Source organism: Pelagicoccus sp. SDUM812003 (genome assembly GCF_031127815.1).
Lineage (GTDB): Bacteria > Verrucomicrobiota > Verrucomicrobiia > Opitutales > Opitutaceae > Pelagicoccus.
This window is the reverse complement of sequence record NZ_JARXHY010000010.1, coordinates 184889-206166: the sequence shown is the minus strand read 5'-3', so window position 1 is coordinate 206166 and position 21278 is coordinate 184889. Positions and strand designations below refer to the sequence as shown.

The following is a 21278-nucleotide window of genomic DNA, read 5'->3' as shown; positions in this document are numbered from 1 at the left end:
CGAATCCATAGAACAACCCCTCGATGAAGCAAGCCTCATCTACGAAGGGGCTTTCGCGTTTTCCCAAGTCTCGCAAACGAAGAACGAACCTGCCGCCAACGAGCAGTATAAAAATATGCTAGCGCATCGCCACCGAAGCGCTCTGCCGAATGTCTCGACTGCTGGCCCCAACAAGCAGCTCGAAGTCGCCCGGCTCGGCAGTCCAATCCTTGGACTCAGGCGACCAGAAGCTGAAGGCGGCGCGGTCAAGCTGGAAGCTTACCGTCTTGGTCTCGCCTGCGGAAAACTCCGACTTCGAAACCGTGACCTCCGAGTATTCAAACTTCGTATACGAAAGCCCATGGCCAAAGGGGAACAGCGGCTCAATGCCTTTGCCATCGTACCAGCGCTAGCCCACGAACACGCCTTCGTCTAGCTCGAAGGTTCGATCCCAGCCTTCGTTGTCGAAGGGCCAATACAGAGTATCGACCTGATCAGGTCCACAAACCATGGCATGACCTGATGCCCGACCCATCCAAACACCTAACCCAGTCACTGTTATCCCTTAGTCAAAGCCTTTAGCTTGTGAGTGATATAAGAAAGGCTTACTAGAATACCTGAACGCCTTCGTTACCCACCGATAAACCAACTCCTCTGAATCGCTTCCTGTGATGCAGCCTGCTCACATTTGGCGTACGTGCGCCTGTCTTCTTATTTCGACCGCAACTCGGCTGCTTGGCCAAGTAGAGCTCATCGATGGACTCGGCGGGCCTCGAGACTATGGCGAAGACACCCTGGAACGAGTGGTTGATACATATCAAATTTTCGAGCTTCCATTTTCAGTTAACATTTTTGGCGGCTCGCACAGCAGCGTCCTCGTCTCGGACAACGGGGTGGTTGCCTTTGGCGAAAATGACCCTGGTTACGTTCCTTTGGCTTTTCCTCGCGACAGTGGCGACCCGATCATCGCGCCATGGTGGGCGGATGTGGATACGCGCCCCGTACCAAGTCAAGCGGAAGCGAATCGCGTCTATTTCGCTACCGTCGACTCGGACGCTGTAGTTGTAACTTGGGATACTGTCGGCTTCTACTCAATCAACCTATCGAAGACCAATCGATTCCAATTGGTCCTCAGAAATCGATCCGATCTGAATTCCGGCGACTTCGATGTAGAGTTCCGCTACAACCAGCTGGAGTGGACAACCGGAGACGCTTCAGGCGGCATCGACGGACTCGGTGGCACCATCGCCCAATCGGGCTACGATAGCGGCGACGGAGGCGTCTTCTACTCGCTTCCGGGAGCCATGACAGAAACCGCTACGAATCTGCTCACCATGAGCAATGTCGGGACTCCCGGCCTGTGGGTCTTCCACGCAAGAGATGGCGAGTTCGTAGACAAGCCAATCATAGACTGCCCAGACAACGTCACGACATCCTGCGATGACACCCACCCCGACTCGACAGGATGGCCAACGATTGTCACTTCCTGCTCATCATCTCCTGATATCGTTTTAGAGTACGAGGACGAATACAACGCATTGAACGATTCCATTATCCGAACATGGAAAGCAATCGATCCGATTTGCGGTGAATCAGAAAACTGCGAACAAGAGATCTTTCTCGAGTCAGTGACTCTGGACGGCTATATTGATCCACTAGATAGCTCGGAAGGTGGAATCATTTCCACCTTCACGAACGATTTGGCGGATTTCGTAAACCAGGACAATATCACCTCCTACACTTGGTCAGTAGATGGAATCGAAATCGACAATACCGAGCCAGGAGTATCCTTCGACGCCTTCACGATCACCATCGACTTTTCCCAATACCAGGACGGCGAGTGGGGACTGGGATCGGATCAAACGTCTCCGAGCGGCATTTCTCTCGCCTACTCTGCGACCCTACGCGTTGGGGAAAACTGCAATGGCACCTACGGATCCAGTGATGCCGGCTTCCCGCCAATACCCTACGCCCTCAATCGAGGAATGACTCGCTTGAGCGCGAGCGATGGCTCGGCTTCGCTCAAGCAAAAGACAATTTGCGAGGAGACGTTTTCATCAAACAGCAAGTGGATCCAGTTCAAGTGCCAGGAAAATGGATATGCCTACATTTCACTCGCCGACAATGACCAAACTAAGATAGCGGTGATGAGGCCTGGCGAATTGGTGGGATCGAGAATCGAGATAGGTTGCGGAACAGGAGAGATCGGATTTCCATCCGTAGAGGGTGAGGTCTACCTCATCATCGTGGACACGCCGTCGGCATTCGAACTCGAAGCAACCGTGGTCGATCCGCCTGAAATAGAATGCCCTTTGGATATCTCTGTCGAGTGTAACCAAATTCATCCGGACGTGACGGGCTGGCCGAAGATACTCAACGCCTGCTCTGATCCCAGTGAGGTGGACCTAGTCTACTCAGACGTCTACAACGAGTCCGACGATTCGATCATAAGGACTTGGAAGGCAATCGACCCCATCTGTGGAGAGTCTGAGACTTGTGAACAGAAGATCTTCCTCGAATCGGTTTTCATCAGCGGCATTATAGATTTCGTTTCGAGCGAACAAGGCGGTCTCGTCTCCACCTACAGCAATGACCTGCTCGACTCAGTTTCGCGCGATCAAGTCACCTCCTATCAATGGACAATAGACGGAGAAGATGTCTCACCATCCACACATGGTATCCAGGCCACAGCGACAACTCTGACTATCGATTTCAGTATTTTTAAAGACGGGCTCTTGGGTCTAGGTGAATCAGGGAGCTCCTTCGATTTCGACCTGTCATTCTCAGCAAATCTGAAGGTGAGCGACACTTGCTTTGGTTCTTACGGTGGCGAGGATGCAGGATTCGTCACCCAGCCTCAGGTGCTAGGCCGAGGCGGAGTCACTCTCTCCAATGACAACCTATCGCCTCCTCAAGATGGAAGTGAAATCTGCGAGCGCAATTTCAGCGAGGAAAGCCGTTGGCTTCTACTCGTGTGCCAAGATAGCGGATACGCCAAGGTATCAATCGACGAAGGTTTCTCCGACGCTCCTATCGCTATATTGGCCCGTGGCGGTCAGGTCGGCGAGAGGACAGAACTCGCCTGCGGAAAGGGCGAGGTCTATTTCCCCGTTACGAGAGACGACAGATATATTGTCGTAGTTGATGCGAGTTTCGATTTCCAGCTCGAAGCCATCGTGCGTGAACCACCCGTCATCGAATGTCCTTCAGATATCATTGAACCGGAACCCTGTAACGATCTCGATCCCGACAACACGGGGTGGCCAACCGTCGTCTCTTCCTGTACGCCACTAAGCCAGGACAATCTATTCTTCAGCGACGAATACGATGGCTCAACCCTACTTCGAACCTGGACTGCGATAGACCCTAGCTGCGGCGAATCTTCTTCTTGTATTCAGATTATAGAAACAGCCGCCGTATCCATCTCAGGAAATATCATTCTCGAATCGTCGAAAGAAAGCGGCATTCTGGCAACCTATAGCCACGACCTTGTCGACTTCGCGGAACCGCAGTATGCAACGGACTTTGTCTGGCTCTTCGACAATACAATCATCGAAGAGGAGGAGGCGGGCATCTCCTTCGATTTTGACAACCTAACCATCGATTTCAGTCTTTTTAGGAATGGCGCGTACCAGAGCGAAGAGGGCACGCAGCTTGAAGCCCAGTATCGCATGAGTTTTTCTGCAGATCTTCTTTTCACCGAGACCTGTGGCGGCTCGTTCGGCGCTGGCAGAGATGGGTTCGTCACCGCTCCGCAGACCCTCAGCCGGGGAGCTGTCAGTATCGAGACTGCCGGTGAAGCCGACTCGAACAGCGAAGCTTTGCTCTGCGAGCGTACCTTCAGCTCCGCCAGCAACTACTTCCTCTTTGCTTGCGACGACACTGGTACAGGAACAGTCTCGATCGAATGGGAAGACCAGCAGATCGAAGCTCCAATCAGCGTGCTTCAAAGGGGCGAGACGATCGGAGAACGCATTGAATTGCAATGTGACGAGGGTAGACTGAGCTTTCCCGCTAAACGCGGTTCAGCCTACATCATCGTAGTAGATTGGGAAACTGAATACACGCTGAAGGCTTGGATCTCCTCAACCTCGCAAGCAAGGTTGACCATGATCGCTCCCCAAAATCCAGGAAATGTGCACCTGCGCTTGGAAGGCGATTCAGAGAAGCGATACGTTCTCGAATACTCGAGTGACCTAACGGTTTGGTTCCCCCTACTCGAAGGCTTCACTCTCGATGAAATCCAAGAGTACATCGACACCAGTTTCCAACAGAGCATCAACGCTCGCTTCTATCGCGTTCGAACGATCGACGAATAGTGATTCTTACAGCCTCTACAAACTGAAACTGAAGGAAGCGAACACCGTTCGCGACCTCGCATAGTCACCATGTGGGCTCAGGGGATTCAAGCGATAATCCTGATCAGTTAGATTCAAAAGACCCACCGATAGCTCCATTCGCTGACGCGGCCAGCGATAGCCGAAGAAGGCATCAAATTGCCAAAACGCTTCGCTCCCAAGGGCCTGATCATCGTGGGCGTTTTTTTGTTCGACGAACGTGCTTCTCAAGCGCCCATAGATTCCTGACCGGTGACTGTACGCGCCCCACAGCCCGATTTGCTGTAGTTTTGCCGAACGAGCCGCAAACCCCGTTTCCCAGACGGTCTCCGACAAACCCGGGGTGACCAGACTCAGCTTCGAATCACGAATCCTATAGTCTCCACCCAGCGACCAGCTTTCACCAATCAACCGATTAAAATACATACTGAAATTCAACTCTTCGTATTCAATATCTTGCGACACAGCGTCAGCTTTCATCGATCGGAACATGTCCACTCCACTGAACACTCCCGCCATTCGCGTCACTTCACTTGACAGACGTTCACCCTCCCATCCGAAATAGCTCTGTTTAGCTAGATTATGATCCGAACCGAAACTAATCGATTCGAAGCGGGCGCCGGGAACCGTCCCCACCACAGATTCCGGCGCCAAAGAGCGATAGGCTTGACCAAAACCATTGATCTGCGCCGGCTCCAATCGAACACTTGATTCCTGAAAGAGTCCCCCCAACGATCGCGAATAAGCGCCTCGAAACACGCTCGCTTCACTCAGTGTCCACATAAAACCAATTTTCGGATACACCGCATCCTCACTTCGACTACCCGACGAAACCGGCGGAGATTGGATAGCAGATGGAAACTCGATCCACGAAAAGCCGACTCCTCCCACGAATTGAAAGCAAGGGGATAGTTGACCATACATATAGGCGTATCCATCCACGCGTCGAAACCCCTCTTCCACGGCCTGATCCGGAATCTCTTCAGGGAAATAAAACCCGGGAAAAGGATCTCCCAGAAACGCTATTTCGCTTTTCGACCACGTATCTCCACTTTGGGCCCTCGCTCCCACCACTATATCTAATCGCTCCCCATCCCAAATCTGCTGAAACTCAACACCATAGGCTTCAAATCGACTCGTGAAATCAACTGCGAAGCGGTCTGCGACCTCTCCATAGGGAGCGAACGCATCTGCTAGCGTGATTTCCAAGGCTCCTTCGCCATCTAAGACAAAGGCATCGATTCGAGCGTCCGGTTGACGGATCACCAGCTCGTCCACTACACGAGAAGCCAGAAAAAGCGTCTGGGATTGTGGCGACCATTTGTGACGCCAACCTAAAAACAGATTGGGGCTTTGCGTCTCTTCGCCTCTGAAATTCGGGCTGGTTTGATACGGATCGAAACGCTGGGCGAGATCGCCGAACTCCGCCTTGCTGAAAACTGCCTGCGCATACGCAGTATCATTGTTCGAAACTTCGCGTTTCATTTGGATCGATAGCGAACGCTGATCCAAGTCAGTATTGGCCGCTAGACCACGGGTATCGCGGTAGTTCGCTTCGACTGCGTATTCGAAGCCTCCTTGCCTTCCGGAGACGACCAACGATTGCTGCCATTGTCCATCCGATGCATATCGTGTATTTGAATGCATCTCCGTGCGGTCTCGTTCGAACAGTCGAGTGTACTCCTGCTGGGAAACTTGAAAGGAAAGCGGCGTACCGCCGACCGGCGACAGGAGATTTGCCAACAGGTACTCACTGAAGGTCGCCGTTTCATAGCGAAGATCGACGAGATTAGGGTCCCTCTGCGCATTGAAGCTATCCGCCAAAAACTGGTGGGCAGAAAAGTTCGCGTAGTCAATGGCGACTGCTCGCGATGCCTCCTTCGTCGCCACCGCTGCGAGTCCTGCTCGAGCATACACCTCAGCCAAATTCGCTCTGCGCACAGCCTGATCCCTGTCGAGCAACAATCGCGATCGAAAAACAGCACGGTTGTCATTTAGCTCGATGGAATGCTCTAGGTCTCGAACTGCTTCATTGACGCGAAAGGCATTCTTTTTCGCCAAGGCCGAATACAGCCATGGCGTCGGATCGTCAGGATCCAGGGACTTTGCCCTCTCGAACTCTAAAGTGGCCAGGTCAAAGTCGCTTCTTTCACTAAAGGCCTTCCCTAGGTAGCTTCGTGTGAGAGAGCGATCCAGATCGAGCGCCGCAGCGATCTGCAAATCAGCGATTGCCGCACTTATATCCTCATTTCTCATACGAACCAACCCCCTTCCAAGCCATGCATCGCTCAGTGTAGAATTCGATTGGACCGCCTCCTCCATCGACTTCAACGCCGTTTCAGGGTCACCCTTTGCTACGGCTAGGAAGCCCGCGAAAGCCTGGGCTTGGGCATTCGCCGGCGAATAGGTCAAACTGTTCTGAAAAGCTTGTCGCGCCTTCGACTCGTTGCCCGACGCCCATTCAAGTTCCGCGACTCGTTGCCACGCGTAACCAAACCGTGGAGACAAGACAGTCGACGCCCTCGCTCGCTGCAAGGCGTTCGCGTGCTCGAAGCGAGACTGATAATAGTAAGACTGCCCAACGAGTTCGCTCGCCGAAAGACTTTGCCCTTTCTCCGCTTTCGTCTCTCGCTGCGTTCCGGCGATGAGCCAGCGCAGCCCTTCAGCTGGCCCATTCGAATGAGACAAGTCGCTCAAAAGCGATTTCGCCTTATCCAATTGACCCGCGCCAAGCAGCAAGTTCGCCAAATAAACTTTCGTCGCATCACCTGCCGGCGGCTCCGGATTCGGATAGCCTGGATACGATTCGAAGGCCCCGGGCAAATCGCCCGTTGCGAAACGAACCAAGGAATCTGCAAGTCTATCTCGATCCCTATCACTGAATTCTAACTCACTAACGTCCAAGATTCCTGGATAGTAGATCCACCATTGAACGAGACTTTCCGCTCTCAAAGGCTCTCGAACAGGAGCGGACCCGGCCTCGGCGATTCCTACATAACCACTAGAAAGCGTCACCTCGCCTTTCTCGTTTCTCAAAACAGCCTCCCCATCGAAGACCACGAGCCGAGTCCTCTTTTCGTCCACCGTTACCAAAAACTCGGTACCGCGCGGAGCTCCCGTAGCGTGGGGCGTACGCACCTCAGCCTCCCGATCCGACTCGCGATTGAAGAAATACAACGCTCCCTTCAAAAGTCGCAACGCCACGCTGGACCGATGTTTAGGCAAGATCTCGAGGGTGCTCAACTCACCAAGATCAACCGGTTGTCTGTCCGATAACCACACCGTCGCCGAAGCGTTCTCGTGTGTGTAAAGCCGATCCCTCGCAAACAGCGATTGGCCAACGGGAGCGGGAACCCAAACGCCACGCGCGTACGGCATGTGGTCGACCTTTCCCCGTTTCGCCTTCAGCAGACCAGAGGCTTCATCGTCTGCAAAAACCGCGCCCGCCCCAAGCAGTCCACCGAGGATCAGCCTCGCAGCGCTGCGAAAGCAGAAGGCAAAGCTTCCGACAAAACAACTGCTTCGAAGGCGATTCCGAAGAGGACTTGGAATAGAGGAAGGCATAGCAGGCGGAACCACGTCGCGACTTCTCGAAGCGCGCCCTAGCTCAATTAGTTGGATTCCCAAAAGGCGAAGCCAGTCTAAGTGGGAAAACGACGATTACAAGACCCGTTCACCATACCTTCGTTTGACTCTATCACCTGAAAAGCTATAGGACTGACTTCTTCCAACTCAATGCCCCTTAAACTGCAGGCAAGGCTTCGCCGTATCGCAAGAAACCCATTCGCGCGAGCTACCGCTTTCACCGCCGTCGCAGGTGTATTGCTTCTGAGCTTACCTCCCTTGGCCCAACTAAGCTACGACGCATCCTTTCTGTTCAAGCCTGCCGATTCCACAGAAGAAGTCGTGCTCATTCTGACGAATGAAGACACTCTCCAACGCTACGGCGAAAATGGCAGGATCGGGCGCGAACATCACGCCAAGCTTATTGAAAGGCTGAGCAGAGCCGGAGTTCGCTCGATCTTCTACGACTTCGCTTTCATCGACGAAGACCCGGAAAACGATTTCGCATTTGCCAAGGCCATAAAAAGCAATGGCTCGGTAGTCCTCGTAGCCGCGGGTGAAACCTTAGCGCAAAGAGATCAACGCCGGCGCGTCGTCTACGCGCCTACTCCATTGCTTCGTGAAGCCGCTAAGACCTGGGGTCATGCCGAGCTGTTTGAAAAAACGATCCGCCGCATTCCAGGTGATTTCGAGCGAACTCCATACGCAGGCTGGCTCGCCGCCCAGTCCGCTTTGATTAGCCCCCAGATCGATCGGGAAAGCAACGAAGAACGCTGGCTCAACTACTATGGACCGGAGGCGACTGGAGCGTTCACCAGCTACACCTTTCAGGAGATCCTTAATTTGGATACAGAAAGCAACGACTGGCTCACGAACAAATCTGTATTCATCGGACAATACTTTACCTTAAGCGAACTCGGCGACGCGAAAGACACGTTTTCCACCGCCTTTAGCCGCTTCGGCTGGCGGGAAGCACCGGGCGTGGCGATCCATGCTACCGCATTTCTCAACCTCATACGTGACGAATGGCTACGCCGTTTGCCATGGCTGCACCAATGCATCATCGCGATCTGCTTAAGCCTACCCGTCACCGGAGCTCTCTACCATCTATCCAGACGAGGATTCAAGCTAGCGTTCACGATAGCCACCCTTCTTGTATTCATAATTTCAATCTGCTTTCTTCAAATTCAGTATTCGACCGATCATTGGGTGTCCTGGATTAGCATCGCAGTCGGTCAGCCAACGGCCGCCCTGATCTGGACGCGCCTCAAACCTCGCCCCAGTAAGCACGACGTATTCATCAGCTACCGCACCCATGACGACGAAGCCGCCGCACTTCTCATCGCTCAAAACCTTTGGGAGCGAGGCTGCAACGCTTTCATCGATGTGAAGCGACTTGAAGCGGGGCGATTCGACGAGCAACTCATTCGCGAAATCGAAGCGGCGGATACATTCGTCATCATACTCTCGCCCGGCTCCTTGGACCGGTGTGCAAGTGAAAACGACTGGGTTCGCCGCGAGATCGCACGCGCCATGGACCTAGAAAAACGTATCGTCCCGGTCTTAAAGGGCGGATTCTCGTTCAAGGAGACAAAGAAACTCGGGATACCTGAAATCGAACGCTTGAGTCGGTTTCAAGGCCTGCGCTTTTCCAACAAGGATTTCGATGGGTTCATGAACGAGCTTCTACGCCTTACAAAGCTAGCCAAGTAACGCCAAGACTGATCGTGGGAACTCATCGCCCTCAGTCTTCAGCAGATTCATCAACTGGCTTAGACGCTTTCGCCCATTGAGTCCAGTGAGTGTTTTCGCTGGCGACAAGTCTCTCCACCCTCTCGACCAGCTCCGGCAGAGAATCGTCCTGATCGTACGGTTTGCTGTTTGTCAGAAAACGATATTTCTCCTGTTTCAGGGCCTCGCAAGTACTTCTATACTCCACCCACTTCTCGTTGTAGTTACCTAGGTTCTGAAGGGATGCGAGCACTACGATGGCTGCTCCTAAGACCCCAATCGCTACCGGAACGATTCTCCCCATATCTGTGAACGCGGCAAGAAAGGGTATCATCGCTGCAACTACAATCTCAGTTCGCCGTATTAGGCGGTAGCTCTTTTGAGCCGCTTGGCTCTTCGAGCTATACCACCGGATCTGCCCATCCAAGCGCTCCTTTACGTATTCGTCTGAGGTCATTCGAACTCCAATTCGGCAACAACGGTACAAAGGAATAACGATAACGACTGAAAAGTCCAGCGATCGGTCAATTCCTCAGCAGTCAAAGCCTCGCTCGAACAAGCACCTTCCCGAGAGCGCGAATATCTAGGGTCTTAATGATTCTAGAACTCTCTCCGAGAATATTCCCTAGCATAGATACACCGAAGCGCTCTGCCGAATGTCTCGACTGCTGGCGCCAACAAGCAGCTCGAAGTCGCCCGGCTCGGCAGTCCAATCTTTGGACTCAGGCGACCAGTAGCTGAAGGCGGAGCGGTCGAGCTGGAAGCTTACCGTCTTGGTCTCGCCTGGCTGCAAAGATACCCGTCGGAAGCCTTTCAGCTCCTTCGGCGGACGCGGTAGGCTCGATTCCAGATCCGCTACGTAAAGCTGCACGATCTCGTCTCCAGCTCGATCGCCCACGTTCTTCACGTCTAGACTAATTTCGACCGTCTCGCCTGCGGAAAACTCCGACTTCGAAACCGTGACCTCCGAGTATTCAAACTTCGTATACGAAAGCCCATGACCAAAGGGGAACAGCGGCTCGATGCCCTTGCCGTCATACCAGCGATAGCCCACGAACACGCCTTCGTCGTAAACGATGTCGTACTTTTCGCGCTTGGCTTCCCACGCGTCGTTCCAACCGCTGTAGAGATACTCGCCTTTCGGCACGTAGTCCGGATCGGGAGAATCCTTGAAGTCGCGCTCGATGCTCATGGGCAGCTTGCCGGAGGGATTGGTTTTTCCCGAAAGAATCTCCGCGACCGCGGTGTGACCATTTTGCCCGTTGTACCAGCAATAGAGGATGGCCGCGACCTTATCGGCCCACGCGGTCATCTTGATGCCGGAACCGCTCTGCACTAGCACCACCACGTTCTCGTTCAAGCTGGCTACCTTGCGGATGAATGCTTCGTCGCCTTCGTTCAACTCGAAAGTCCGGTCCCAGCCTTCGCTGTCGGACGTACCGATGCTCAGGATCACTTGATCCGCTTTTTGAATACGCTCCCAGGTCGGGGCCTTTTCGTAAGCGATACGATCACCGAACTCCTCACGCAGGGCATCGATCAGCTGCACGTTGTCGTAGCCCACCACGGTAGCCGAGCCGCCACCGAGGGCCTTTTTCTCCAGAAAATCGCCGATCACCAGCAGCTCGCCGTCGCCTTCCAGCGGTAGAATGCCGTTGTCCTTCAACAGCACCGTGCCCTCGCGAGCGGTTTGCAGAGCGATCTGCTTGCGGGCCTCCCAAGCTTCCGGAGTGGCGTATTCAGGTTTTGGCTCCAGATCGAACAGGTCCATGGACTTGAGCGTGGTGAGGATGCTTTTCACCATGCGGTCCACATCGGCTTCCTCGACCTCGCCTGAGCGAACCTTATCCGCCAAACCTATGGTGGCGAGACAGGCTGGCATTTCCAGATCCTGACCGGACTTGGCCACCTTCGCTCCATCGAAGACGGACCACCAGTCGGTCATGACCAGCCACCTGAAGCCAAGGTGGTTGCGTAACAGTTTTTTGATGACAGCTTCGCTTTCGCCGGCCCATTCGCCATTGACCAGATTGTAGGACGTCATGGCAGCCAGCACACCTGCTTCGATGCCGGCCTTGAAGGCGGGAAGGTAGATCTCGTTGAGCGTACGCTCGTCGACCACGGAATTGCTCTTGCGGCGGAAGTAGTCGGTGTTGTTGGCGAGGAAGTGCTTGATGGTGGCGACCACACCTTTGCTCTGCACGCCGTGGATGTAGCGCTCGATCATGCGGGAGGTCAGAAAGGGATCTTCGCCGAAGTACTCGAAGTTTCGCCCGCACTGCGACTGACGATAGATATTGAATCCCGGACCGAGCAGGATGCCGATTCCGTTGGCCAGACACTCCTCCGCCACCGCGCCCGCGAATTTTTCCGAAAGCTCCGGATTCCAAGTGGCGCTTAGCTGCAGCGGACAGGGAAAGGCGGTCGATTTGTCGGTGGCGTTCTGGTAGGTGTACTCGTGAAAACGATCGCGCAGGTGCACCCCGGCGGTGGCGTCGGTCATCATAACCCGTTTGATGCCGAGCCGCTCGATTTCCTTGGTGTAGAAAATGTCGGTACCGCCGACATAGTCGCATTTTTCCTCGAGAGTCATCTGGGCAAGGATGCCCTCCGCCCACTCGCTGGCCGCTTCAAAGGTGTGTTTAGGGTAGTTCATAGCGCGAAAAGGCCCGAGCCTGCAATTGACCGATCAAGACGCAACCGATAAACCACTGGCCCTAATGAGCTAGCTCGCTTCCCAATAGATAAATGAACACCTTCGAATACGGCCTCTACTGCTTCGCGTCCCTTTTCGTCATCGTGGAGCCGATCACCGTCGCCCCGATGCTGCTGGCCATGACGCCAAACGACACGCCGGAATCGCGCGTCCGCATGGTGCGCATCGCCTGTCTGGTGGTGACCGGAGTGCTGCTCACGTTTGCGATCATCGGCCAAACCATTCTCTCCTTTCTCGGCATCACCATTCCGGCCTTCCAAGCCGCTGGCGGCGTCCTGCTGCTTCTGATCGCCCTGCAAATGCTGCAGGCCAAGGCCGACACGCCCCAGCGCATCACTCCTGGGGAGGCCGCGGCTGGAGCGGCTAAGGACGACATCGCGATCAGCCCGCTCGCCGTGCCGCTGATGGCAGGACCGGGCGCCATTTCCACCTCGATTCTCCTTTATCAGCAGGCCGAGATATGGCCTAAAAAAATCGCCCTTTGCTCAGCCATCGTGCTGCTTGCCGTGGTTTCCTACTGGATTCTTCGACTCGCCTCACAGGGCGCCAAGTGGCTTTCGCCTCTGGCCCTTCGCCTGATCACTCGGCTCATGGGCCTGCTGCTTGCGGCCCTCGCGGTGCAGTTCATCTTCAACGGCATTCGCGGAGCGGAGCTGTTTTAGGAAAGCTACTTCCGCGAATCTCGAGCGCTTTGGTGGAACTTAGCCGATCCGGCACCGCACGCGATCACCGACTCGATAGCTTCACCAGAGCCCACCCCAAGATCCCGCACCTTCTCCTGCCGCACGTGAAGGATGAAGCCGGAGGTCGGATTGGGGGCGGTCGGGATGAAAAGCGTGACCCAGCCATCCTCCGAGGTCTCCATGGCGAATCCCATCACTCGCACTCCGGCATCCTCGAATTCCACCATGGAGAAGGAGGAAAGCGGAGATTTCTCCATGCCGAAGAGCTGCTTCACGATATTGCTCAGCACCGCGTAGCCGGGAGCTCGATGCAGCACCTTGCTCTCCACGAGGAAATGCAGGCGGCTGCCGATGACGGTCGTAACAAACTTTCCCATACCGTAGCATAGGAGCACGAAAAGCGCGATTGCCGCCACGACCCCGAGCGTCTCGCTGACACCCCACCATTTCGAGAGGGCTTTGCCCGCCGGCTCGGCGAAACGGGAAACCACTCCCCATATCCATAAAACAAGGACACCGAGAATCAACGACGGCAGCAGCACCGCCAACCCCTTCAAAACCGTTTTCTTCATCGCCTTGCCTTCGTGGTTTTCATATCACATTCCGCTGGACTGTCTAAGGCCACAGTATCCAAAGGTACCCCGCGTAGCCCGCTAGCAAGAAAGCGCCTTCCCAGCGGCGCAACTTGTATCCGCTCCAGATCAAAGGCAGCATGGCGATACTGAACAACGCCATCGCGCCGAGATCGATGGCTGCGATGTTCGATCCCTCGATGGGGCTCACCATCGCCGATACGCCCAGAATTCCCAAAATATTGAATACGTTCGAGCCGATGATGTTTCCGATGGCGATATCGGGCTCGCGTTTCAGGGCGGCTGAGACCGAGGTCACCAGCTCCGGCATGCTTGTACCCGCGGAAACGATGGTCAGCCCGATCACCGCTTCGCTCACCCCCCAGCCTCGAGCCAGCTCGGAAGCTCCCCATACCAGCAGCTTGGACCCGGCGATCGACATGGCCAAGCCGAGCAAAAACCACCCGACATCCTTCCAAATGACGCCTTCCTTGGACTGCGAAGACTCCTGATCCGGGGCGGACCCTTCCACTCCCGCCTGCCGAAGGTTCACTACGGTGTAGACCACGCAAGCGAGCAAAAACGCCAAGGCGCCGAGACGGCCAATGCTACCGTCCCAGAGCAGCCAGCAAGCCCACAAAGCCACCAGCAGCATCACCGGCGCATCCACTTTTACAATACGACGCTCCACCCCGATGGGACAGATCAGGGCCGTCACTCCCAGGATGATGCCGATATTGAAGCTGTTGGAACCGACCACGTTTCCCACCGCGATATCGGAGCTGCCCTCTAGAGCGGCCTGCAAGCTGACGATCATCTCCGGGGCGCTCGTCCCGTAGGCCACCACCGTCAAGCCGATCGCCAAGGGCGGGATGCCCAAACGAGCCGCCGCGGAAGCCGCTCCCTTCACCAGAAAATGAGCCCCCACGAACAGCAGCCCCAACGAAGCGATCACCGAAAAAATCAACATAACGTTCCCTTTCTCCCTCTCATTTCCAATCCCTCGCTACAAGTCCGCGAAAGCGCTCTCCGATAGGTGAAACGTCTTCAGCGACAGGTTCACGTCATGCAGGAACACGGCCAAGGCGGCCACGAAACTGCCCATGCAGGCGGCGAAAAGGACCACAATCAGCCACGCCCAATCCAAGGTCCAGAAGGAAATGGCAAACAGCACGCACACCAGCAGGGCCGCGAACAGCAGACTCAGCGAAATGAGCATGATGGCGAAACGCCCCGCTCGAGCGCGCTTGGCCAGAATGGCGGATTCCTGCTTGGCCAGATTAGCCGGCAGACGGGCGATCAGTTCGGGGTTTTCGCGCAGCGCTCGCGCTCTATCCGTGACGCGACCATAGCGATTGGTCATCGAAAGGAGAATCAGACCGATGCCCGAAATCAGGATCATGGGACCGATCGCGAGCTGCAAGGTGGGGACCAACTCATTTACATCCATGAGACGAATCCTGAAACGCGCAGCTTGCCGAATCCAGCAAATTCCAAACGAACACCCTAATGTGTATCGCAATTTCCGATACGGGTTACTTTCGAAGGGCGCGATTCCACGCTACCCGAACCCGCCCAACGCCGAATCTGGAAATCTCCACTTTTCGCTCGACATAACCACATTTGTGGTTTCACTAACCACAATCGTAGATCATGAGTAGCAAAGACGCCAAACTCTCGAAGCTGGAGCTTCAAATCATGCGAGCTTTCTGGAAGCTGGGCGCCGCCACCTTGCGACAGGCCTACGAAGCCATACCGGCGTCCGAAAAGCGTCCGGAGTACACCACTACGCAGACCATCGTCACCCGCCTGGAAGCCAAGGGAGCCATCCTGCGGAGCAAGAAGATCGGCAACGCCTGGGTCTACGAGCCGCAGGTCACGCGACAGTCGGTAGTCGGAAAACTGGTGGACGACTTGTTCGGTCTGCTTGACGGAGCCGCCAGCCCCATCGTCTCCCATCTCGCAGAAAGCGGAAAGCTTTCGGAAGACGACATTCGCGAGATCGAACGGATCATCGACGAATCGAAGAAGAAAGAGCCCCGCAAATGAAGAGCGTCTTCGAATTCCTCTACTGGCACACCGTCGAATCCACCGCGTTCGCGGTCATCGTGATCGCGCTTGTATTCGTTTTTAGATTACACGGAGCCGCCAATCGCTTCGCTTTGCTGGAAGTCGCGCTGCTGAAGTTTCTCGTTCCCGTGGGAGCTTTCGCATCGCTCTTCGTGAACGTCGGGGCGCTGGCTCCTCTTTCGCTGGAAGCGCATCAGATTCGTTTCTCCGATATCGCCCGGGACTTCGGACAAGCGACTTCCGTCGACTGGTTTGCAGCGGCGCTTCTGATTTGGCTTTTCGGAACACTTTGCATCGGAGCGTCACGGACGGTCGGGCTGTACCGGAACAGACGTCTCGTCGCCCTGAGTCGGTCCGGCAGCAGGCAGGTCCGAGAGCGGATCGGAAGGGCCCTCGAACAGGCAGGTTATGGCGAAGGGCGACAGCCTGATGTTTTCGAGGACGCCCGCATCGCCTCCATCGGATTGATCGGATTCTTTAGACCCAGAATAATAGTAAACGCAGCGTTTCTGGAAACGTTGACCGACACGGAACTGCTAGCGGCGATCAAGCATGAGCTCGCTCACGTACATCGCCGCGACAATTTGCGAAGGCTCGCTCACGAAACCGCCGCCACCCTGTTCTGGTTTCATCCGCTCATTTGGATGCTACGCCAGAAGCTGAGGGCGGAAAGCGAGATCGCCTGCGACGAGTTCGCTTTGTCGCATGGCGAAGAGCCTGAAAGCTACGCGAAGTGTCTTCTCAAAGCAGCCTCCACCCGTCGCCCCTACAACAACGTTTGGGTAACGAGTTTTTCGGCAGCGACCCTCAAGAAACGCGTTCGCAAAATCGTAACCTACGAAAATCGAAACGAATCAAAAATGAAACTACTAGCGCTATACCTCTTGGTGGTCTGCAGTCTGGGCGCCACCCTCGCCGCTCCGCAAAATCTCAAGGCCGCGGACACGGAAGAACCGATCTACTCCATGCAGGATCTCGATAAAAAGCCGCACGCCGTCGTTATGGCCAAGCCGCAATACCCCCAAAAGCTTCACGAGAGCAAAACCCCAGGGGATGTCGTCGTCGAATTCGTCCTCGATACGAACGGAATCCCCCGCAACGTACGAGCCATCAAGAGCTCGCAGAGGGAGTTCGAACAACCCTCGATCGACTGCGTAACCGATTCGACCTGGGCCCCCGGCGAAATTTCCGGCGAGCCCGTCAGCGTGCTGGTCCGCATCCCTATCATTTTTAAGCCATAAAGGATTTCTGGGCCTAAATAGGCGAAGAGCGACTAGCCGTTTCGGTTGGTCGCTCTTTTTTGAAACAGGTGGAGCGGGACCTCCGGGCACGTTCTTTTCGCTTCGCCAGTCAGAGCGAACTCCGCGGATACGCCTTACTCCGGCATCACATTGCTCTTCGCCAGCTGCCCGAACCACTTGGCCGAAGCCTTGGGCTGACGCTCGCCGGTCTGAAAGTCGACCCAGTGCAGGCCGAAGCGCTTGCCGTATCCAAAAGCCCATTCGAAATTGTCCATGAAGCTCCAGCACATGTAGCCCTTCAGGTTGACGCCCTTCTCGATGGCTTCGTGGCAGGCTCCGATGTATCCAGAAAGGAACGTCACACGCCGCTCGTCGTTGAGGGCGGTCTCGCGATCGTCTTCATCCGGCATAGCGCAGCCGTTTTCCGTAATGTAGATAGGCGGATTGTCATAGCGCTCGGCGATCCACTCCAGCAACTTGCGGCAGCCCCAAGGCACGATGTTCCAGCCCATGTCGGTCTGCTCCCAATTAGGATCGCGGGACAGCGTCACGTTCTGGTCTCCATAGACGCCGCCATTGCCGCGCACGATCACGCCTTCGACCTGATGCTCCGGATCGGGCTCGGAGGTCAGCATGGTGGTGTAGTGGTTGAGTCCGAAAAAGTCCGATGAGCCTTTGAGCAGCTTGACCTCCTCGTCCGTGAACTTGGGCAACTTGTCTCCGATGGCGGCCAGCATGCGATCCGGATACTTGCCGAAATAGACCGGATCCGCGAACCAGCCGAGAAAGAACTCCAAACCGCGCTGGGCCGCTTCGATATCCTTCGGATCATCGGTCAGAGGCTCGCGCCAATCGCAATTGTTGGTGATGCCGATCACGCCTTTTTGCGTATCCTGAAATTCCCTACGGTAGAGATCGACGATATGAGCGTGAGCCAGCAGCAGGTTGTGGCCCGCGATGTAAGGTTCCAGCTCGGACTTGCGCCCCGGGGCGTGCACTCCGACTCCGTGCCCCAGCGAGCAGCTGCACATGGGCTCGTTGAGCGTGATCCAGTGTTTCACCCGATCTCCGAAGCGTTCGAAACAAACCCGGGCGTACTCCACGAAACGCTCCACGATGGAGCGGTTCAGCAGCCCGTCCTCCTCGATCTGCAAGGCCAGCGGCAAATCCCAATGGTAGAGCGTGACCCAAGGCTGGATGCCCGCGGCCAGCAGGGCGTCGATGAGCTTGTTATAAAACGCGATCCCCTCTTCGTTCACTTCGCCAGATCCGCTCGGCAGGATGCGCGACCAGGAGATGGAGAAACGATAGCAGCCCACCCCCATCTGCTTGAGCAGGGCCACGTCCTCCTCCCAGCGGTGATAGTGGTCGCACGCCACATCGCCCGTATGCCCCTTGAACACGCGACCAGGGGTCTTGGAAAACGCGTCCCAAATGCTGGCCCCGCGCCCGTCCTCCGCCGCTGCGCCCTCAATCTGGTATGCCGCCGTCGCGGTACCCCACAAAAATCCGTCAGGAAAGCTCTTCATACGGCCGCCACCATCCAAGCTTCCCCCGTAAATGCAAGGCCTCTCTCCCTCTACAGGAAGCGTGATCCTCGCCGCTAGGCCCTGTTTTTAGCGGAGCCCATCCGGGAAGACAGCCTACGTCCCAGACTGCGACTTGCCGCGCTCCCGATACTCCAGCGGACTGCAGCCTTCCGCGGCTCGGAAACGGCGATGGAACTGGGAGAGGGACTGAAATCCGCTCTCGTAGGCGATATCCGTCACCTTCATCGAACTCTGCCTCAAAAGAGGACGGGCAGCCTCCAGTCGAGCGTGGTTCAGGTATTCGGAAAACGTTATGCCCATGGTTTCGTGGAAGAGCCGAGACAAGCGCTCTCGGCTGAGCTTCACGACAGCGGCCACACTGGCGAGCGTGAGCCCTTCATGGTGATGTTCGCGGATAAAACGAGCCGCCTCGACGATGCTCTTCGGCATAGCGGAAAACTCGTGGGCGTGCGGCATGCTCAAAGAGTCAGACATATCCTGCCCCACCCACTGAAGCCATCGCCGCAACGCGCCCTCCTGCACGGCCTCGCCACGAGGACTCAGAGTCAGGTGCCCGAGCACCACGGCCCCGATCTTCAGCTCCACCGAAAGCTGCTCCCACGTGGCCTCCTCCCCCTCAGGCAGCAGTTGAAGCCGCTTGCGAAAGAGCAAACGAGCATCGTTCACCGCGCGGTCCAGCAATCCCGTGCGATCCAGTCGCTGGCGCAAAATCTGTAAAACAAGCCGAGGCATACCCGAATACTAGTTCGTGCTAGAAGTTGATGTCAACAAATGCGGCACATGATGGGCAAACGCGTAGCGGGATTAGTCGAACTACTATATAAGGATAACTGTATCTTTAATTCTTATGAACAAAGCTGAGACACAATTCACTCATCCTCTCATCAACTTCGAGCTTCCTGAGGAAGTCGCGGCGATTCTCGCCCAGGCTCCATCGGTGGTGGTGCCCGAGAGTCTCGACGACTTGAAGGCCTTGTCCTTGCGGGACGCCGACGAGCAGGGCTGGCACGAAGTCGCCTACGAGGTCGAAGGCCAGGGCAAAGTGGTAGAGGCCAAGGTATGCCGCGTCAGCAACGGCATCGCGGCCAACTATCTGGAGCCGTACATGCGCCGTCGCGACCCGGACTGCATGGTGATCGGCGACCAGGGAGCCACTGACAAGCCGACCTACGAGGGCCGCTACGGCAAGCCCTTCGACGGGCTGCGTCAGGAGACATTCGACTGGCTGGCCAAGCAGGAGCTGGCGATCTTCCCCTTCAGCGCCGGTCTTCCGGGCAAGGGCACCGACGCTTTGGTGGTCGGTCCGGCGAACGCTGGCTTCTTCGCCCTCGGTCTGGCCCTGCTGCAGGGCATGCTGAAGCCGGACGAGGTGCCCGAAGGCTTTTCCCCCAAGGCCATCATCTACGTGGCCCCACCCTTCCGTCACACCGATTTCGGCGGCAAGCAGGTCGTGGTGCACAATCGCCTCGCCGGCATGCATGAGCTTTTCAGCTACAATCTCTACCCGGGTCCCAGCGCCAAGAAGGGCATCTACGGGGTGCTGCTGACTCTCGGGGAACAGCAGAAGTGGATCACCATGCACTGCTCCACCGTGGAGGTGGTCACTCCCTACGACAGCAGGGTAGTCATCTCCCACGAAGGGGCGAGCGGCGGCGGAAAGAGCGAGCTGCTCGAGCAAGCCCACCGCCAGCCGGATGGGTCCCTGCTCCTGGGCGAGAACATCGTGACCGGCGTGAAGCGCACCATCAGCCTGCCTCAGGCTTGCGACCTGCGACCCATCACCGACGACATGGCCCTCTGCCACCCGTCGCTGGACCGCGGCACGGGAAAACTCGGCCTTATGGACGCCGAAGACGCTTGGTTCCTGCGCGTCAACCACATCGACAAGTATGGCGTGGATCCAAATCTGGAAAGCCTCACCGTGCACCCGTCCGAGGACCTGCTTTTCCTCAACATCAAAGCCCAGCCGGGAGCGACCGCCCTCATCTGGGAGCACATCGAAGACGAGCCGGGCTCGCCCTGCCCGAACCCGCGGGTGATCGTTCCACGCAAGGCCATTCCCAACATCGTCAACGAGCAGGTAGAGGTCGACATCCGCAGCTTCGGCGTGCGCTGCCCGCCTTGCACGGCGGACAATCCTAGCTACGGCATCATTGGCATGTTCCACATCCTGCCGCCCGCCCTAGCCTGGCTCTGGCGTCTGGTGGCGCCGCGCGGACACGCCAATCCGAGCATCGTGGACACCGGAGGCATGTCGTCTGAAGGCGTCGGCTCCTACTGGCCCTTCGCTACGGGCCGCCGCGTCGATCAGGCCAACCTGATTCTCAAGCAAATCGTGGCAACTCCCGAGGTCAGCTACATCCTGATGCCCAACCAGCACATCGGGGCCTGGAAGGTCAGCTTCATGCCGCAGTGGATCACCCGCGAATACCTGGCCCGTCGCAACGGAGCCAAGTTTTCCGAAAAGCAGGTCATGGCCTCGCGCTGTCCGTTGCTGGGCTGGAATCCGGAATCGATCCTGGTGGAATCGCGCCAGGTCGGCACTCGCTACTTCAACGTGAACGAGCAGCCGGAAGTCGGCGAAGCGGCCTACGACGAAGGGGCCAGAATCCTCACCGAGTTCTTCCACAAGGAGCTCTCGCAGTTCCTCACCGAAGATCTGGATCCGCTGGGCAAGCAGATCATCGAAGCCTGCCTCAACGGAGCCACGGTCGAGGACTACGACAAACTGCTGGGCAACGGAACCCTGCGCAAGGCGTAGGCACCCATTTCACTCCGTCCAATCCAAGGAGCGATTCTCTACGAGGGTCGCTCCTTTTCCTTTTCACCGCTTCC

Annotated in this window: 14 protein-coding genes and 1 pseudogene; 6 read left to right on the top strand and 9 right to left on the bottom strand. The window is 56.2% G+C overall.

Annotated elements, in window-relative coordinates; translation table 11 throughout:
* Nucleotides 1-118 precede the first annotated feature (118 nt).
* Nucleotides 119-409 (bottom strand): annotated as a pseudogene (locus tag QEH54_RS22920) (fibronectin type III-like domain-contianing protein); the annotation flags it as partial.
* A gap of 241 nt (nucleotides 410-650) precedes the next feature.
* On the opposite strand from QEH54_RS22920, the gene QEH54_RS14755 reads away from it, so the two are divergent.
* Complete coding sequence (locus QEH54_RS14755) at nucleotides 651-4298, top strand: nidogen-like domain-containing protein (protein ID WP_345785660.1); 3648 nt, start codon at nucleotides 651-653, stop codon at nucleotides 4296-4298.
* A gap of 15 nt (nucleotides 4299-4313) precedes the next feature.
* Here QEH54_RS14755 and QEH54_RS14750 read toward each other — a convergent pair whose 3' ends face one another.
* On the bottom strand, nucleotides 4314-7880 hold the full coding sequence (locus QEH54_RS14750; RefSeq protein ID WP_309019466.1) for a FecR domain-containing protein: 3567 nt from the start codon (nucleotides 7878-7880) through the stop codon (nucleotides 4314-4316).
* Nucleotides 7881-8051: 171 nt separating this feature from the next.
* Between QEH54_RS14750 and QEH54_RS14745 the strand changes: the two genes are divergently transcribed.
* On the top strand, nucleotides 8052-9593 hold the full coding sequence (locus QEH54_RS14745; protein WP_309019465.1) for a CHASE2 domain-containing protein: 1542 nt from the start codon (nucleotides 8052-8054) through the stop codon (nucleotides 9591-9593).
* A 31-nt stretch (nucleotides 9594-9624) separates the two neighbouring features.
* On the opposite strand, the gene QEH54_RS14740 is transcribed toward QEH54_RS14745, so the two are convergent.
* The gene (locus tag QEH54_RS14740; protein WP_309019464.1) at nucleotides 9625-10068 is read right to left on the bottom strand and encodes a DUF4231 domain-containing protein; all 444 of its coding nucleotides are present in this window, start codon (nucleotides 10066-10068) and stop codon (nucleotides 9625-9627) included.
* A gap of 168 nt (nucleotides 10069-10236) precedes the next feature.
* Nucleotides 10237-12267, bottom strand: coding sequence for a glycoside hydrolase family 3 C-terminal domain-containing protein (locus QEH54_RS14735; RefSeq protein WP_309019463.1), 2031 nt, complete (start codon nucleotides 12265-12267; stop codon nucleotides 10237-10239).
* A 92-nt stretch (nucleotides 12268-12359) separates the two neighbouring features.
* Here QEH54_RS14735 and QEH54_RS14730 point away from each other — a divergent pair, with 92 nt between their 5' ends.
* Nucleotides 12360-12989 (top strand): MarC family protein, encoded by a 630-nt coding sequence (locus tag QEH54_RS14730; RefSeq protein WP_309019462.1) that lies wholly within the window; start codon nucleotides 12360-12362, stop codon nucleotides 12987-12989.
* Nucleotides 12990-12994: 5 nt separating this feature from the next.
* On the opposite strand, the gene QEH54_RS14725 is transcribed toward QEH54_RS14730, so the two are convergent.
* Genes QEH54_RS14725 through QEH54_RS14715 form a run of 3 tightly spaced genes read right to left on the bottom strand, consistent with a single transcriptional unit; the run spans nucleotide 12995 to nucleotide 15032 of the window.
* Complete coding sequence (locus tag QEH54_RS14725) at nucleotides 12995-13582, bottom strand: DUF502 domain-containing protein (RefSeq protein ID WP_309019461.1); 588 nt, start codon at nucleotides 13580-13582, stop codon at nucleotides 12995-12997.
* Between the two features lie 43 nt (nucleotides 13583-13625).
* Entirely contained in the window at nucleotides 13626-14552 is a 927-nt protein-coding gene (locus tag QEH54_RS14720) for a calcium/sodium antiporter (protein WP_309019460.1), read from the bottom strand.
* A gap of 36 nt (nucleotides 14553-14588) precedes the next feature.
* Nucleotides 14589-15032, bottom strand: a complete 444-nt coding sequence (locus QEH54_RS14715) for a DUF2721 domain-containing protein (RefSeq protein WP_309019459.1) — start codon at nucleotides 15030-15032, stop codon at nucleotides 14589-14591.
* 203 nt (nucleotides 15033-15235) lie between these two features.
* On the opposite strand from QEH54_RS14715, the gene QEH54_RS14710 reads away from it, so the two are divergent.
* Together QEH54_RS14710 and QEH54_RS14705 are read left to right on the top strand one after the other, a co-directional pair.
* Nucleotides 15236-15631 carry a BlaI/MecI/CopY family transcriptional regulator gene (locus QEH54_RS14710; protein ID WP_309019458.1) on the top strand — a complete coding sequence of 132 codons (396 nt, stop codon included), beginning with the start codon at nucleotides 15236-15238 and terminating at the stop codon, nucleotides 15629-15631.
* Nucleotides 15628-16893, top strand: coding sequence for a M56 family metallopeptidase (locus QEH54_RS14705; RefSeq protein ID WP_309019457.1), 1266 nt, complete (start codon nucleotides 15628-15630; stop codon nucleotides 16891-16893). The genes QEH54_RS14710 and QEH54_RS14705 overlap by 4 nt, the downstream gene beginning before the upstream one ends.
* A 134-nt stretch (nucleotides 16894-17027) precedes the next feature.
* Here the strand turns inward: QEH54_RS14705 and QEH54_RS14700 are convergent, their stop codons facing one another.
* Together QEH54_RS14700 and QEH54_RS14695 are read right to left on the bottom strand one after the other, a co-directional pair.
* Complete coding sequence (locus QEH54_RS14700) at nucleotides 17028-18422, bottom strand: GH1 family beta-glucosidase (protein ID WP_309019456.1); 1395 nt, start codon at nucleotides 18420-18422, stop codon at nucleotides 17028-17030.
* A gap of 114 nt (nucleotides 18423-18536) precedes the next feature.
* A complete protein-coding gene (locus tag QEH54_RS14695) occupies nucleotides 18537-19175 on the bottom strand; it encodes an AraC family transcriptional regulator (RefSeq protein WP_309019455.1) in 639 nt (212 codons plus the stop codon).
* A gap of 115 nt (nucleotides 19176-19290) precedes the next feature.
* On the opposite strand from QEH54_RS14695, the gene QEH54_RS14690 reads away from it, so the two are divergent.
* Nucleotides 19291-21204 (top strand): DUF4914 family protein, encoded by a 1914-nt coding sequence (locus QEH54_RS14690; protein ID WP_309019454.1) that lies wholly within the window; start codon nucleotides 19291-19293, stop codon nucleotides 21202-21204.
* Nucleotides 21205-21278: the final 74 nt, after the last annotated feature.

Coding starts and splice junctions, on each gene's coding strand:
- QEH54_RS14715 (WP_309019459.1), bottom strand. CDS start 15,032: ATGGATGTAAATGAGTTGGTCCCCACCTTGCAGCTCGCGATCGGTCCC.
- QEH54_RS14710 (WP_309019458.1), top strand. CDS start 15,236: ATGAGTAGCAAAGACGCCAAACTCTCGAAGCTGGAGCTTCAAATCATG.
- QEH54_RS14745 (WP_309019465.1), top strand. CDS start 8,052: ATGCCCCTTAAACTGCAGGCAAGGCTTCGCCGTATCGCAAGAAACCCA.
- QEH54_RS14700 (WP_309019456.1), bottom strand. CDS start 18,422: ATGAAGAGCTTTCCTGACGGATTTTTGTGGGGTACCGCGACGGCGGCA.
- QEH54_RS14735 (WP_309019463.1), bottom strand. CDS start 12,267: ATGAACTACCCTAAACACACCTTTGAAGCGGCCAGCGAGTGGGCGGAG.
- QEH54_RS14750 (WP_309019466.1), bottom strand. CDS start 7,880: ATGCCTTCCTCTATTCCAAGTCCTCTTCGGAATCGCCTTCGAAGCAGT.
- QEH54_RS14690 (WP_309019454.1), top strand. CDS start 19,291: ATGAACAAAGCTGAGACACAATTCACTCATCCTCTCATCAACTTCGAG.
- QEH54_RS14720 (WP_309019460.1), bottom strand. CDS start 14,552: ATGTTGATTTTTTCGGTGATCGCTTCGTTGGGGCTGCTGTTCGTGGGG.
- QEH54_RS14730 (WP_309019462.1), top strand. CDS start 12,360: ATGAACACCTTCGAATACGGCCTCTACTGCTTCGCGTCCCTTTTCGTC.
- QEH54_RS14755 (WP_345785660.1), top strand. CDS start 651: ATGCAGCCTGCTCACATTTGGCGTACGTGCGCCTGTCTTCTTATTTCG.
- QEH54_RS14695 (WP_309019455.1), bottom strand. CDS start 19,175: ATGCCTCGGCTTGTTTTACAGATTTTGCGCCAGCGACTGGATCGCACG.
- QEH54_RS14740 (WP_309019464.1), bottom strand. CDS start 10,068: ATGACCTCAGACGAATACGTAAAGGAGCGCTTGGATGGGCAGATCCGG.
- QEH54_RS14705 (WP_309019457.1), top strand. CDS start 15,628: ATGAAGAGCGTCTTCGAATTCCTCTACTGGCACACCGTCGAATCCACC.
- QEH54_RS14725 (WP_309019461.1), bottom strand. CDS start 13,582: ATGAAGAAAACGGTTTTGAAGGGGTTGGCGGTGCTGCTGCCGTCGTTG.